This window comes from Pseudaeromonas sharmana, assembly GCF_042649925.1.
GTDB classification, from domain to species: Bacteria; Pseudomonadota; Gammaproteobacteria; order Enterobacterales; family Aeromonadaceae; genus Pseudaeromonas; species Pseudaeromonas sharmana.
Window position 1 is genome coordinate 240,909 of sequence record NZ_JBHSAF010000007.1, and the last position, 14,103, is coordinate 255,011.

Consider the following 14,103-nt stretch of genomic DNA (forward strand, 5'->3'; position numbering starts at 1 on the left):
TCGATCACTCCGCAGCCTGTTGCGATGAAACAAACGCCGCCAGCGCCGCTACCGATGCGAAATGGCGGCGAGCATCCTGATCATCGGCAGACAACACCAGGCCATAGCGTCCCTTGACCGCCAGCCCCAGTTCGAGGGCGTCGATGCTGTCGAGACCAAGCCCGGCACCGAACAGCGGCGCGTCGGTATCGATATCTTCGATGGTCAGCCCTTCCAGGTTCAGGCTGCTGATAATCAACTCTTTGATTTCGTTTTGTAATCCAGTCATTTTTTTATCCATTGCATAGAGAATTCTGTGCCGGTGGGGTCAATGCCCGCGTCAAGTATCCCGTCAAGGTTCTGGCGGCTAACGGCACCGGTTGTGCAGCGGCCAGGAATGGCGCTATGGCAACCCGCTCCCCAATCCTGACTTCGAAATGCGGTTTGCGTCGCGGCACCCGATACCAGGGAGTGTGCTTGGTCAATGTCGCCGGCTCACACGCGATATGTGCCAGACGCACATCAACCTGGCAACGCAATGCCAGATGCGCCGCCCCGCGCTGCAGTCGCAGCGCCGCCCCCGGAGTGCTGCGCGTTCCTTCCGGAAAAATCAGCAACACACCGCCCAGCTGCAACCGCCCCTGACAGGCGGGAATCAGCTCATCAGGGTCCGCATTGGGGATATACCCGGCGGCGCGCACTATGCCACCGACAAACGGATTGCGCCACAGCGCCCGCTTGACGATGCAATCACACTGCGGCAACAGCGACGCCAGCAGGACATAATCGAGCAGGCTGGGGTGATTGGCGACCAACAAGCAGCCGTGATCCTGCTGCAGCCGCTCCTGACCCAGGATCCGGTAACTGATGACCCCCAGTCCGCGCAGTAGCGATAAAAACAGCCGGAAGGCGCTGCGAATCATCGCCTGCGCCAGGCGTCGGCGCTGTATCGGTTTGCGACAGAGACAGGATAACGGCAACCAGAGCAACGTCAGGACAACAGCACCACAACCAAACACCAGATACGACACGGCCGTCGCCAGCAGCCGCCACGCCATGTCAAGCCCGCTCAACATTGCCAGCACCGCTGTTGTGCGCCGGCATCCAGCAGGCATGCCGATTCTCCCTTGAGCCAGCTGCGCCAGAACTGCAGGGGTTGTGGCAGCGCCGAAGCGCCCGTTGTGCCTGCTGTCGAGCCCCGATAGCGCCATTGCGACCCGCGCGTCAGGAGCATGCCGACCGCATAGGGCGGCACACCTGTGTCCACCCACGGCTGATAGAACGCCGGCACTTGGCCATCGAAACAGAGCACCAGGACTGGAGCGTCCTGGCAGCCCAGCCAGGCACAGGCCTCCATCAAGCCGGCCTGCAGGCCATCTTCACCGGCGGCTAGCGAGGTGGCCGCCATCTGCAGACCCGCAGTGATGGTCGTCAGGCCGGCCACGGTATTGTGCACCGACATCGAGAAATCGGTCGGCGACAGAGGTTCGGCACGGATCAGCTTTTGCAGCAGGGTTTGCGTGCGCTGCAACTCGCCATGCCGACTGATACAGATGAGATAACCCGGTTGCCAGCGCGCCATCAACTCCAACGCCAGTTGCACGGCCAGGCGGGCCGCCACGCTCATGCGCCGGGCCTGCATCGGGGGGATTCGGGGGGTGGCCGGCAAGGCGGCGTTGTCCGGCCATACGCCGTCGGCAGCCCAGTTCGCCCAGTCCGCTGCGTGGGCCAGCCCTGGCGCCAGCGCCGCAATATCCAACAATGAGAAACCGGGTTCCCGCATGAAGTGTGTCTATCCCTGCACAGTGTGAATTCTGGCGATCATTGTAAGCGCATCATGTATGTATTCTCTGAACGAACGCCAGAATCCGTTCCGAGTAATAAACCGAGAATCGCATTTTTTGCCGACTTACAAAAGATAACCAACATGAAATCTACGATTTAATCACACAAAATAGTTTTGTCGCGAAACTGATTATTTTTCTGAATTAACCATGCTTTTCGTCTTTTCTTTCCCTGTTATGATGATGTCAGATTGATAAGAAACCATTGTTTTATAAATAGTAAATGAGCAGGGATAATCATGATGAAAAAATGGTGTTATACACTTTGCGCTCTGTTGTTAATGGCTGGATGCGCAAATTTCCAACCTATATTAAATATTGATAACCAAGTTTCACAAAAAAAGACCATCGAAGAGGTCAAAAATGCAATTCTTGTTGCCGGAACCCTCAAGCGCTGGACAATGACCGAACTTGAGCCGGGGCGTATCGATGGCAAGATTACCGTGCGCAACAAACACAGTGCCCATATTGAGATCCGTTACAGCGCAACCCAGTACAGCCTGCACTACGTCGATAGCCAGGGGCTGGATGCCGATGGCAGCGGCAAGATCCATCGCAACTACAACAAGTGGATAACGCTGCTGGATCAGACGATTCAGGTTGAGCTGCTACGTCAGCCAACAACCGGACAATAACGGTGGAGCCTGACATGCCTTCTTCGAAAGAGTCCCCCCGCTCCGCATTGGCAGCCATCTCGCTGGCGCAGCAGATCGCCTTCGGCCCTGTGCTGTTCCAAACCGTCTGGGCGTTGCGCGAATCTGGATTGCTGGCCGCAATCGACAGCTGCCAGCAGGGTATGAATGTCGCTGATGCCGCCAGCCGGACCGGTCTGTCCCGCTATGCCGTCTCGGTGCTGTTTGACATGGCCGTCAGCGGACAAGTGCTCGCCAGGCAGGAGGATCGCGTTGTCCTGACCGCCGTTGGTCATTTCCTGCTGCACGATGCGATGACCCGGGTGAATATGGATTTCACCCAGCATGTTTGCTACCACGCCATGGCCAGCCTGCTACCGTCGCTACAACAGGGCAAACCAGTGGGATTGCAGGTCTTTGGCGACTGGCCAACAATTTATCCGGCACTGAGTCAGTTGCCCGAAGCAGCTAAGCACAGTTGGTTCGCGTTTGACCATTTCTATTCGGATCGCGCCTTTGACGCCGTGCTACCGCATATTCTCGATCTGCATCCCACACATCTCTATGACGTCGGCGGGAATACCGGCAAATGGGCAATGACTTGTGCCGCTGCCGATCCGGCACTTCGAGTCACGATACTGGACTTGCCGCAACAATTGGCTCTGGCCAGCGTAGCCATCCAGCAAGCCGGGCTGGCCGCACAAATTGATGGCCATGCGGTCGATCTGCTGACCGAGACGCCGCTCCCCGCAGAGGCCGACCTGTGGTGGATGAGTCAGTTTCTCGACTGTTTCAGTGAAGAACAGATCGTCAGCATATTGCAGCGTGTGCGCCGCAGCATGAAGCCGCAAGCCAGGTTGGCAATTCTGGAGCTGTTCTGGGATCGACAACCCTTTGCCGCCGCCGAGTTCAGTCTGAACGCCACATCGCTTTACTTCACCTGTCTGGCCAACGGCAATAGCCGTTTCTACCATTCAGCGGTGTTTATCGCACTGCTGCAGCAGGCCGGCTTCCGGATTGAGCAGGAATTTGACCAGATAGGACGCGGTCATACCCTGTTGATCGTCGCGCCCTCGCCGTGAGCATCAGGATGGCCGGGCACGCGCGCCGCGCTCGGCAATCTTGACCAGCACCCGAGATACCGCCACCAGGCCGAACGTCGCCGTGACCACAGTAGTGGCCCCAAAACCGGAGGCGCAATCCATCTTCAGGTTGCCATCACTCTGCGCCCTGGCCTGGCAGACCCCGCCCGCGCCATCCGGGTAACGCAGTTGCTCGGTCGAGTAAACGCACTCGATACCAAACTTGCGATTGGGCTCGCGACTAAACCCGTACCGCCGCCGTAAATCAGCCCGCACCCGTGCCGCCAGCGGGTCCATGGTGGTCCGCGCCAAATCGGCGATCGTGACCTGGGTCGGATCCAGCTGGCCGCCGGCGCCGCCGACAACCATGACCGGGATCTTGCGCCGCTTGCAAAACGCAATCAGCGCGACCTTGGCCTGGATGCTGTCGATGGCATCGACGACATAGTCAAAACCAGCATGGATGTACTGTTCCAGGTTGTCGGCCGTGATGAAATCATCCACCAGCGAGATCTGGCACTCCGGGTTAATCTGTCGGATGCGTGCCGCCATCGCCTCAATTTTCAGCTCACCGATCTGCGGTTGCAGCGCATGGATCTGGCGGTTGGTATTGGTGATGCAAATGTCATCCATATCAATCAGCGTCAGATGTCCTACGCCGGAACGGGCTAACGCCTCGGCCGCCCAGGAGCCCACCCCACCGATGCCGATCACGCAGACATGGGCGGCAGCGAACGCTTGCAATGCGCTATGGCCATACAGGCGCGCGATGCCGCCAAAGCGCTGCAGATATTCCGGACTCATTTTAACCTCATTGTGATGGCAATTGCGGGGCGGAGAGTATAGCAAGCCCGGCCGGTAACCCAAATTGGTGTCGGCGGAGCCCGACCATCAGGTTATGGATTACACTTTAGGCAAGAGACCAGGCATGAGGAATGACATCATGCTGCAGGGACTGCCCCCGATCCTGAATCGCAGCGCCATGTATTTTATCGCTCAACCGATACTGCATCGGGAGGGTGATTTATTTGGCCATGAGTTGTTGCTGCGCTTCAAGGAGTACGACAATCCGTTCGAACTGCTGAAGATCGTGCGTCACCTCGGCCTGCGCCATCAACTGGATCTCCAGGTCTGCGAGATGGCCAGCATGCTGGTCGACAGCAAGCAGGACAGCGGCCTCTGGCTGCTGAATCTGTATGCGGAGTCGCTGAGTCACAGCGAGATGCAGCTGGCGCTGCAGGAGCTGGCACACCAGCTGGCACCGGCAACCCTGATGCTGCACACACTGGAGCTGGAGTGCGTTCAGGACATGCCGCACCTGCGCAAGGCCATGGTGGCGCTGCATGATCGCGGCATTCGCTTTGCGCTCGATATCGAGCATCTGGAACACCCCTACAGCCAGTTTCTACCCTTTGACTTGTTGCGCATGGCGGCCACCCCGGAACATCAGACCTCCTGGTATCACTGGCTGGAGGAGGCCCGTACCCGCGGCGTCCCGCTGCTGGCCTTTCACGTTGAGCAGGAAGACATGGTCTATGCCCTTACCCAGCGCCGGGTGGACTACCTGCAAGGCTACGCCGTGCGGGATAACCACGTGCTGGAGGTGCCTCAGGTGCGTCTGTGAGCAGACGCGCTGTCGAACAACCAGTCCAGGGTATCTTAATTGCAGCTTAAGGTTGGCTAGGGCATCATAAGTGCTGATTTGAATCCCAGCGCCCTCGCGCATACCTCCGAGGCCACATCATGAGTCAGCCGGCAACCTGTCAGCCAACCGTATCCATCGTCATTCCGGCGAAGAATGAAGCCGAAAATATCGTCCCCCTGATTACCGAGATCCGTACCGCCATGGACGGTCAGTTCGAGTATGAACTGATCTACATCGACGACGGCAGCACGGATGCCACCTGGTCCACACTGCTGCAACTGCAGGCCGACGGCTTCGACCGGCTGCGCCTGATCAGCCACCAGCAGAGTGTCGGCCAGAGCATGGCCATCCTCAGCGGCGCCTGGGAAGCACGCGGCGAGTGGCTGGTCGTACTGGATGCCGATGGTCAGAATGATCCGGCAGATATTCCCGGCATGCTGCAGAGCGTACAGCAGCGCCACGCTCTGGATGCGCGCGTCTGGGGCGTGATCGGTCACCGCGTCAATCGCCGCGACGACTGGGTCAAGCGCCTCTCGTCGAAAGTGGCGAACGGCTTCCGCGACTTCATGCTCAATGATGGTATCCCGGATACCGGCTGCGGTCTGAAAGCCGTGCGCCGCGAACGCTATCTGCGCCTGCCGTCATTCAACCACATGCATCGCTACATCCCGACGCTGATTCAGGCCCAAGGCGGCCTGATGCTGGTGCATCCGGTCAACCACAGACCGCGCATGGCCGGACGCTCCAACTACGGCGTCTGGAACCGGTTATGGGTGGGTCTGGTCGATGTGCTCGGAGTCTGGTGGCTTAAACGCCGGGCCAAGGTCATCCAGGTACGGGAGAGCCACTTGTGAGCTGGCTGGATCTGCCGATCACCTGGTTATTCTGGACCGGCATCCATATCACCGGCTGGAAATTGATTGGTTACACAGGGGCGCTGATGTTTGGCGGGCGCTGGCTGGTGCAGTTTGTGGCTTCGAAACGGGCGGGCAAGCCGGTCATCCCGCGCCTGTTCTGGTACATGAGTGTTCTGGGCAGCCTGATGACGTTGAGCTATTTCCTGTTTTCGGCCAAACAGGACTCCGTCGGCGTGCTGCAAAACCTGTTCCCGGCCTTTACCGCGCTGTACAGCCTCTATCTCGATATCAAACATCGTGGTTGGAAACGCGACCGCGCCAGCCATTGACGACAAGGGCGACCAGCCCTTTCTTGTGACGAGGAGCCTCGATGCATTCTGATCACGTTCTACTGCATGGCCCGCGCCAGACGCAGCAGGCCTTCTGGCTACTGCTGCTCTGTGGTCTGGTTGTCCTGGGGGCCGGACTCGGGTTACGGGATCCCTGGCCCGCCGACGAACCACGTTTCGCGCTGATCGCCAAACAGATGGTGGAGTCGGGGCAGTGGTTGTTCCCGTTTCGTGGTGGTGAAATCTACCCCGACAAGCCACCGATGTTCATGTGGGCCATAGCGCTGTTCTACAGCCTGACCGGTTCGCTGCGTATCGCGTTTCTGTTGCCGAGCCTGCTGGCCGGCCTGGGAACGCTGGCGCTGGTCTTCGACATCGCCCGGCGCCTGTGGGATCGTGCCACCGCCTTCCGCGCCGGCTTGCTGCTGCTATTCACGGTCCAGTTCACCATCCAGGCCAAGGGGGCGCAGATAGATGCGCTGGTCACCTTCTTTATCACACTCGGTGTCTACGGTTTCCTGCGCTTCCTGCTGACTGACGCCGGCTGGCGCTGGTATTATCTCGGCTGGTTTGCCGCCGGACTGGGGATCATCACCAAAGGGGTTGGCATCCTGGCCGCCCTGATCCTGATACCAGCCTTGTGGACACACAGGGCGCAGATCCGCGCCGCCAGCCGGCAAGCCTGGCTGAAGGCGATCGCCGGGCCGCTGTTCCTGCTGCTGGCGATCGGTTTGTGGCTGGTGCCGATGGTGTTGGCCGTCGCTCACCAGGGTGATGCCACCTATGTCGCCTACCGTGACAACATCCTGTTCCGTCAGACGGTGACCCGCTACGCCAATTCGTGGCATCACGTCAAACCCTTCTGGTACTACCTGACCGAGGTGATACCGGCATTCTGGCTACCGCTGTCGCTGTTCTTGCCCTGGCTGGTCTGGAGCTGTCGCGATGCCTTGCGACAGGGGAACCGCACCGTGCTCCTGCTACTTGGCTACATAGTGCTGGTGTTGCTGTTTTTCTCGCTGTCGCCTGGCAAACGCGGAGTCTATATCACACCGGCAACGCCGGTCCTGGCCCTGCTGGCCGCCCCCTGGTTGCCGCTCTGGTTGCAGCGTCGCTGGCCCGCTCGGCTGTGGTCTGGCCTCGTATGGGTGCTTGGCGCCGTACTGACGGTCGCGGCGGTGGTGGCCGCCCTGCATGGCCATCCCAAACTTGAGGCGCAACTGGCTGAACTGGGCGGAGACCCCTGGCCACTGCTGCTCAGCGCCGGTCTCTGCTGCCTGCTGCTGGCGGCGTGGTTGCGCAAGGCGCCCTTCACTGCCGTCTGCGGCGCCTTGAGCATCCTCTGGTTGCACTGGGGGTTGTGGGGCTACCCGTTGATGAATCCGGTACGCACGCCGATCGACATCATGCAGCAGGTGCAGCAGCGGGTACCGGCTCAAGATCAGGTACTGATTCTGAAATTCCGGGAACAGTTCCTGCTGTTCACCCCGCGCCCGCTGGAACACTGGCCCTACCTGATGGAAAACAAGGCGCAGATCGCCGCCAGTCTGACCTGGCTGACACAAGGCGATGGCCATCGCTGGCTGCTGGCGCCGGCCAAGTTTATGGAGAATTGCTTTGAACCGGCCGACACCCAGCCGCTGGGCTTACGCCATGGTGAGGAGTGGACCCTGTATCCGCAGCGCGCGCTGCGGGCGTCGTGCCGCCAATCCGGCGAGGCGCTGACTCCGTTCCACTACGATCCACAACAACCCTAAATCCACACAGACCGGCCCAGCCGGTCTCTGCTCGCGGGGCCATCTGGCCTCGTCATGCAAGGAGTCTGCTATGAAGATGCTGGTGACCGGTGCCGCCGGTTTTATCGGGTTTCATGTCAGCGAGCGTCTGCTCGCCGCCGGCCATCAGGTGGTCGGTATCGACAATCTCAACGACTACTACGATGTCCGCCTCAAGCAGGCGCGTCTGGATCGACTGACTCCGCATCCGCAGTTCCGTTTCGAGAAGATGGAGCTGGCCGACCGGGCCGCCATCGCCGATCTGTTTGCCCGCGAAGGCTTCGCGCGGGTGATTCATCTCGGCGCCCAGGCCGGGGTGCGCTACTCGCTGGACAACCCGCACGCCTATGCCGACGCCAATCTGGTCGGTCACTTGAATATTCTCGAAGGCTGCCGCCACCATCAGGTCGGCCACCTGCTGTATGCCTCATCCAGTTCGGTCTACGGCCTGAATCGCAAGACACCGTTCTCCACCGCCGACAGCGTCGATCACCCGGTGTCGCTGTACGCTGCAACCAAGAAAGCCAACGAGCTGATGAGCCACAGCTATGCCCACCTGTATGGGCTGCCGGTGACCGGCCTGCGCTTCTTCACCGTCTACGGCCCCTGGGGCCGCCCGGACATGGCGCTGTTCAAGTTCGCCAAGGCGATCCTGGAAGGCAAGCCGATCGACGTCTACAACTACGGCGACATGCGTCGCGACTTCACCTATATCGACGATATCGCCGAAGCCGTGGTGCGTCTGACCGACGTTATCCCGCAGCCCAATCCAGACTGGACGGTGGAGAGCGGCACCCCGGCCGACAGCAGTGCGCCGTACCGCGTCTACAACATCGGCAACAGCCAGCCGGTGGCGCTGATCGACTTTATCCGTACCCTGGAAGGCGCCCTCGGCGTGCCGGCACAGATGAACCTGCTGCCGCTGCAACCGGGCGATGTGCTGGAGACCAGCGCCGACACTGCAGCACTGGAAGCGGCGATTGGCTTCAAGCCCAGTACAACGCTGGCCCATGGCCTGGCCCAGTTTGTCGCCTGGTATCGCGGCTTATATGCCCAGCCCGCATAATATCCCCTGTCAACGATGACAGGGCGAGGTAAATAGCTTGCCACTGTCGCTGGGAAATATTTTCAGCCAGTGAACATAAAAAAATAAGGCCATGATTAACATGGCCTTTTTATTTGTTTTTTACCGCGTAATACCAGGTTGCCGCCCTCTGGTTGAACAGGAAATATTACCCCGACAACCCGATGTCCGCATTGACTGCCGCGGGCTGGATCAGCACCTTCTTCTCCCAGCGCCGGCTCTTCCAACGCCAATACATGGCCAGCCCTCGGGTCCACTCATCGGCAGCCAGTGCCAGCCAGATACCGATCAGGCCCCAGCCCAGATGCAGTCCCAGATACCATCCCAGCGGGATCGCCAGCCCCCACATCGAGATCAGCGCCATCATCAGCGGGAACCGGGCATCGCCGGTGGCCCGCAGCGAGTTGATGACCACGATATTAAAGGTACGCCCCGGTTCGAGGATCAGACTGATAAAAAACAGCTGGGTCGCCATGGCCACAATCTCGGGATCGCTGCTGAACCAGCTCATCACCAGATGCCCGCCACCGAAGGCCATGGGCACCACGACGATGGTCGTGACCAGCAACCCCAGCTTGAGACTGTGCAGCAGTTGGCGATAGGCGGTCTCGAATTTACCGGCACCGACCAGATGCCCGATCAGAATTTCCGTCCCCAGGCCGATGGACAAGCCAAACAGCAGGATGAACAGACAGATCTGGAAGAAGAACGATTGGGTCGCCAGCGCCTTATCCCCCATCAGGGCAACAAAGGAGGTGATGACCATGAACTGCAGCATCCAGGAGAGGTTCTCGCCGGCCGCCGGCAGACCGATGTGCATGATCTTGCCCAACACCTCACGTGGCCAGCGGAACAGCTGTGCCGGCACCAGACGGATGCCGGTACGCTTCTGGATCAGCCACACCAGCAGCGCCAACGCAATAATGCGCCCGAACACTGTGCTCCAGGCGACCCCGGCCACCCCCAGCTTCGGCAGGCCAAAATACCCGAATAACAACAGCGCATTGCCGATGAATGTGATGATGTTGGCGATCAGCGTGACATACATGGCATCCCGGGTGTGGCCGTGGGCACGCAGTGCCGCCGCCATACACAGCGCCGCCGCCTCCGGTACCAGACAGAACCCAATCACGGTCAGATAGATATGGCCATCGCGCATCAGGTTGTCGGGCATATTCATCAGTTGCAGCAAGCCATCGGCCCCCAGCAACACCACCAGCATGGTCAGGGTGCCCACCACAAGATTAAAGCCGATGGCGGTGTGCACCACCCGTCGTGCCATTCGCCGGTCACCGGCGCCGAGATATTGCGCGATCACCACGCTGGAACCAATACCGATGAAATTAAACAGGGTGATGCACAGATCGAGGATCTGGTTGCCGACCGCCAACGCCGCCACCGACTGATAGGAGACGCGTCCGACCATAAAAGTATTCAGCGCCCCGGTCAGGAAGTGGAAGGCGATGTCGATGAACAGTGGCCAGGTCAGCTGAAACAGTGATCTGGGTTGACCAGGGGTATGAGACATGAAAACGGTACCTCGGAGCGGCAAAGACAGGCGGAAATACGCGCAGATTAGACGCCAATCACAGTTTCAATGCAATCGAACATCGGGTTGGAGTCGCGGGGTGGAACCCGGTTAGTCGTCACTGCGCCGGCGGGGTGGCGTGTGCAGAGAAGGACAATAATGACACATCTCCAGCCCAGGCAGGTGATAACGCTGGCAACAGACACGGCGCACTGGCTTGGCCGGCGAACCGCGAAAACGCATGGCCTGATACAGGGGATTGCGGCCCGCCGGCATCGACGGCCAGGTGGCATCATCACAGCAGGCTTGCGCCTGTTGCAGGCGAAGTCGGGCGCTCTCCTGCTCGGCTGGCGGCAGCGCCGCAATCAGGGAGGCCAGATGATCCGAATGTACCCACCACTGCCAGTAACTGCCCGCATTGCCCCACACCACCCGCGGGCGACAAGCCAACAGCTGGCACAAATCGTCGAGCCGGGGAGCCAGCACCTGCTCGACCAAGTCCCGCGGAGTGACGGCAGACGTCATCAGCGGTGAGGGACAGGGCAGATCGGCCAGCGTCAGCGCAGGACGTCCCTCCTCGTCTTGCACCACTTGCAACGCGGCCAGCGGCAGAGCACGGTCAAACAGGATATAGATAGCCAGCCATGGCATCAGCAGACGAAAACACAAGGGGCGCGACCACTCCGAAACCAGTGCCTCCTGCTGGGGCGCTGGCCAGAGGGCCGGCTCGCCGAGCCCGGGCTGACACAGACGAGCATAGGTGGTGAGCCAGTCGCCCCCATAAGCACGCAAGTCAGCCAGTGGCCAGCCGGCACGATCCAGTACCCAGCCGCTGCGATAGGCATCGAGGCCCGGCAGCGTCCAGAGACGCTGCAACAGGGCGTGGGTACCGTTCGTCTGCATCGCGTTAGAACTTCCAGCCAGTGGAAAGATTGAACGAACGCGGTGCACCATAGTAGCCCTGATCCCAATACAGACTGGTCAGGTACTTCTCGTCAGTCACGTTGTAGGCATTCAACGCCGCATACCATTGGCGGTTGAACTCATAACGCGCCATCAGATCCAGCAGCGCATAACTGCTTTGACGGGTGTAGGTGCCGGCGCCATTCAGGCGGTAGATATCATCCTGCCAGTTCAGGCTGGCACCGAGTCGCCACTGCTGCAGCTGATAGCTGGTCGACAGCTTGAACACCTGCTTCGGTGTGTAGGTATTGGTGGTTTTGCCATCCGCATCCTCGATGCGCAGACGGGTATACCCCCCTGCCAGCTGCCAATCTTCCAGCACCTGGCCTGACACCTCCAGCTCATAGCCACGGCTACGAATGCCATCACGTTCGACATAGTAGGTCTCGGTGCTGCCAGGAATGGTGCCGGCCGCTTCGGCCACGTTATTCTGCTTGCTTTCGAACAACGCCAGGCTGGTATTCAGCTGACCGTCATAGAACTCGCCCTTGAGGCCAGCCTCATAGCTGGCGCCGTCGATCGGGCCGAGACGGTCACGGTTGATATCAAACTTGGCCTGCGGCGCGAAAATGGTGGTATAGCTGGCGTAAGTCGACAGATTGTCGGTCAGGTCATACACGATGCCCGTGTAAGGAACCCACTCTCCGGTCGCCGCCGAATCCTTGGTGGTGCCATAACTGCTGCCTTCGCTGTGCCAGCTGGCATAACGTGTACCGGCGATCCAGGCGAGATCATCCCGCAGCGTGAAGCGAGTCGCGAGGTACAACGCATTCTCGGTGTCACGCCATTCACTGCCGTTCGGATAGAGATCAAAGGCCGGTTGCGGATAGTTCCCGGTCCACTCCTCCAGCGAAGGCAAAGCGGTGCCGATATCGTTGCTGTAAAGCGACAGCTCGTTCACCTTGGAGCGTGACAGCGTGCTGCCGACCACCAGCTGGTGGGTGCGGCCCGCCAGCTGGAACGGGCCACTGGCATTCAGATCGACGATGTGTTGCTTGCGCTGCATCTGATACAGCCCGGGGTAGCTGAGCAAGCCGGCGCCGGTCTGCTTGTCCGGGGTACCATAGACGTAGAACAGCCTGGAGTCCTGCTTGGTCTCGATAAAGGTGTACACACCTTTCGCTTGCCAGCCATTCGCCAGTTGCTGGCTCAGCTCGACGAACAGGTTGTGGTTGTCCACGTTCCAGAAAGACCAGTCGCTGGACGTACTGGTCGACACGTCATAGTCAGTCTGGCTGCCATCGGTGTAATACAGTGGTAGCGCGCCCCACATCGGGCTGTCACTGTCATTCTTCTGCAGCGAATAGCCGATCGTCAGCAGGGTGCTGTCGGTCAGATCGCCTTCGACGACTCCGTACGCCACGCTGCGATCGCTGGCATATCGATCCAGGTAGGAGTGTTTGTCCTGCTGCACCAGCACCATACGTCCACGCACACGTCCGGAATCGGTCAGTGCGCCGGAGGCATCACCCTCTGCGCGATAGGTATCCCAAGAGCCGGCGCCCGCTTTGAGACTGGCCTGGAAGTCACGGGTTGGTCGTTTGCGCACCATGTTGACGGTGGCTGATGGGTTGCCGGTTCCGGTCATCAGGCCGCTGGCCCCCTTGAGCACCTCCACGCGATCATAGAGCGCGGTATCCAGATCGCCATTGACGTTGCCATTGGCCATCGGCAGCCCCAGGCCATCCACCTGGAAGTTAGTGATATCAAAGCCGCGAGCGGTGTAGTAACTGCGATCGGTCTCGATACGTTCCACCTGAACGCCGACGGTGCCGTTCAGCACGTCATTGATGGAGTTCTGGTTGAAGTCGTCCATCTTCTGCCGTGTGACGACCGTGACCGACTGTGGTGTCTCGCGCGGCGTCAATGCCAGCTTGGTAGCCGTACGCGAGGCCGGAGCGGTATAGGAATCACTGCCTTCGGTGTTTTCCTGCTCCTGCTGAGCCGTGACATCTACGGTCGGCAACGTGGTCTCGGCAACTGCCGCGGCACTCAGCAGCATGGATGGACACAGCAGAAACAGACGAACTGAACGAGCCAGGGGGTGCAAAGCCAGAGGTGACGCAGCGCGCGACATAACCATTCCTTACAGGGGTTGTGAGCATGAAAAACGGAATGGCGCAGTATATTTACAAATAGGAATCGCTATCAATAAAGATGACAATAATTCTCAACTATTTTTTACGCATTCCCCCCCGCCGCCGTGAAAATAGACTCTAACGCAGCTTAATCCATGATATGTAAAAGGATTAATCCACAGCGAGCGCGAAATTCAGCCGGTTTGCGCTGGCTCGCCACCATAAAAAAACCGCCTGGATAAGGCGGTCAAGTAACCCTTGTGGGGAGTGTAACGGACCGGCCCACCGCCGGCCCGCACAGGGAAGA

At 59.6% G+C, this 14,103-nt stretch carries 14 protein-coding genes; 7 read left to right on the plus strand and 7 right to left on the minus strand.

Annotated elements, in window-relative coordinates; translation table 11 throughout:
- Positions 1 to 4 precede the first annotated feature (4 nt).
- Genes ACFOSS_RS08820 through ACFOSS_RS08830 form a run of 3 tightly spaced genes read right to left on the minus strand, consistent with a single transcriptional unit; the run spans position 5 to position 1,762 of the window.
- Positions 5 to 268 (minus strand): phosphopantetheine-binding protein, encoded by a 264-nt coding sequence (locus ACFOSS_RS08820; protein WP_377151942.1) that lies wholly within the window; start codon positions 266 to 268, stop codon positions 5 to 7.
- A gap of 4 nt (positions 269 to 272) precedes the next feature.
- Positions 273 to 1,055 (minus strand): lysophospholipid acyltransferase family protein, encoded by a 783-nt coding sequence (locus ACFOSS_RS08825; RefSeq protein ID WP_377151943.1) that lies wholly within the window; start codon positions 1,053 to 1,055, stop codon positions 273 to 275.
- Entirely contained in the window at positions 1,049 to 1,762 is a 714-nt protein-coding gene (locus ACFOSS_RS08830) for a beta-ketoacyl synthase chain length factor (protein WP_377151944.1), read from the minus strand. The genes ACFOSS_RS08825 and ACFOSS_RS08830 overlap by 7 nt, the downstream gene beginning before the upstream one ends.
- A gap of 462 nt (positions 1,763 to 2,224) precedes the next feature.
- Here ACFOSS_RS08830 and ACFOSS_RS08835 point away from each other — a divergent pair, with 462 nt between their 5' ends.
- Both ACFOSS_RS08835 and ACFOSS_RS08840 read left to right on the plus strand, forming a co-directional pair.
- Positions 2,225 to 2,458 carry a hypothetical protein gene (locus ACFOSS_RS08835; protein WP_377151945.1) on the plus strand — a complete coding sequence of 78 codons (234 nt, stop codon included), beginning with the start codon at positions 2,225 to 2,227 and terminating at the stop codon, positions 2,456 to 2,458.
- A gap of 14 nt (positions 2,459 to 2,472) precedes the next feature.
- The gene (locus ACFOSS_RS08840) at positions 2,473 to 3,537 is read left to right on the plus strand and encodes a methyltransferase (RefSeq protein WP_377151946.1); all 1,065 of its coding nucleotides are present in this window, start codon (positions 2,473 to 2,475) and stop codon (positions 3,535 to 3,537) included.
- A gap of 3 nt (positions 3,538 to 3,540) precedes the next feature.
- Here ACFOSS_RS08840 and tcdA read toward each other — a convergent pair whose 3' ends face one another.
- Positions 3,541 to 4,341: a tRNA cyclic N6-threonylcarbamoyladenosine(37) synthase TcdA gene (gene tcdA, locus ACFOSS_RS08845; protein ID WP_377151947.1), complete on the minus strand. Its 801-nt coding sequence runs from the start codon at positions 4,339 to 4,341 to the stop codon at positions 3,541 to 3,543.
- Positions 4,342 to 4,480: 139 nt separating this feature from the next.
- Here tcdA and ACFOSS_RS08850 point away from each other — a divergent pair, with 139 nt between their 5' ends.
- From ACFOSS_RS08850 to ACFOSS_RS08870, 5 genes are all read left to right on the plus strand, one after another.
- Positions 4,481 to 5,161 carry an EAL domain-containing protein gene (locus tag ACFOSS_RS08850; protein ID WP_377151948.1) on the plus strand — a complete coding sequence of 227 codons (681 nt, stop codon included), beginning with the start codon at positions 4,481 to 4,483 and terminating at the stop codon, positions 5,159 to 5,161.
- A 119-nt stretch (positions 5,162 to 5,280) separates the two neighbouring features.
- Positions 5,281 to 6,036 (plus strand): glycosyltransferase family 2 protein, encoded by a 756-nt coding sequence (locus ACFOSS_RS08855; RefSeq protein ID WP_377151949.1) that lies wholly within the window; start codon positions 5,281 to 5,283, stop codon positions 6,034 to 6,036.
- A complete protein-coding gene (locus ACFOSS_RS08860; protein WP_377151951.1) occupies positions 6,033 to 6,368 on the plus strand; it encodes a lipid-A-disaccharide synthase N-terminal domain-containing protein in 336 nt (111 codons plus the stop codon). Before ACFOSS_RS08855 ends, ACFOSS_RS08860 begins: the two co-directional genes overlap by 4 nt.
- A gap of 41 nt (positions 6,369 to 6,409) precedes the next feature.
- Positions 6,410 to 8,125: an ArnT family glycosyltransferase gene (locus ACFOSS_RS08865; RefSeq protein WP_377151952.1), complete on the plus strand. Its 1,716-nt coding sequence runs from the start codon at positions 6,410 to 6,412 to the stop codon at positions 8,123 to 8,125.
- 70 nt (positions 8,126 to 8,195) lie between these two features.
- Positions 8,196 to 9,209: an NAD-dependent epimerase gene (locus ACFOSS_RS08870; RefSeq protein WP_377151953.1), complete on the plus strand. Its 1,014-nt coding sequence runs from the start codon at positions 8,196 to 8,198 to the stop codon at positions 9,207 to 9,209.
- Positions 9,210 to 9,375: 166 nt separating this feature from the next.
- Here ACFOSS_RS08870 and ACFOSS_RS08875 read toward each other — a convergent pair whose 3' ends face one another.
- The 3 genes from ACFOSS_RS08875 to ACFOSS_RS08885 all read right to left on the minus strand — a co-directional run bounded on the left by ACFOSS_RS08875 (position 9,376) and on the right by ACFOSS_RS08885 (position 13,795).
- Positions 9,376 to 10,755: an MATE family efflux transporter gene (locus ACFOSS_RS08875; RefSeq protein WP_377151955.1), complete on the minus strand. Its 1,380-nt coding sequence runs from the start codon at positions 10,753 to 10,755 to the stop codon at positions 9,376 to 9,378.
- A gap of 111 nt (positions 10,756 to 10,866) precedes the next feature.
- A complete protein-coding gene (gene fhuF, locus ACFOSS_RS08880; RefSeq protein WP_377151957.1) occupies positions 10,867 to 11,658 on the minus strand; it encodes a siderophore-iron reductase FhuF in 792 nt (263 codons plus the stop codon).
- A 4-nt stretch (positions 11,659 to 11,662) separates the two neighbouring features.
- The gene (locus ACFOSS_RS08885) at positions 11,663 to 13,795 is read right to left on the minus strand and encodes a TonB-dependent siderophore receptor (protein ID WP_377151958.1); all 2,133 of its coding nucleotides are present in this window, start codon (positions 13,793 to 13,795) and stop codon (positions 11,663 to 11,665) included.
- Positions 13,796 to 14,103: the final 308 nt, after the last annotated feature.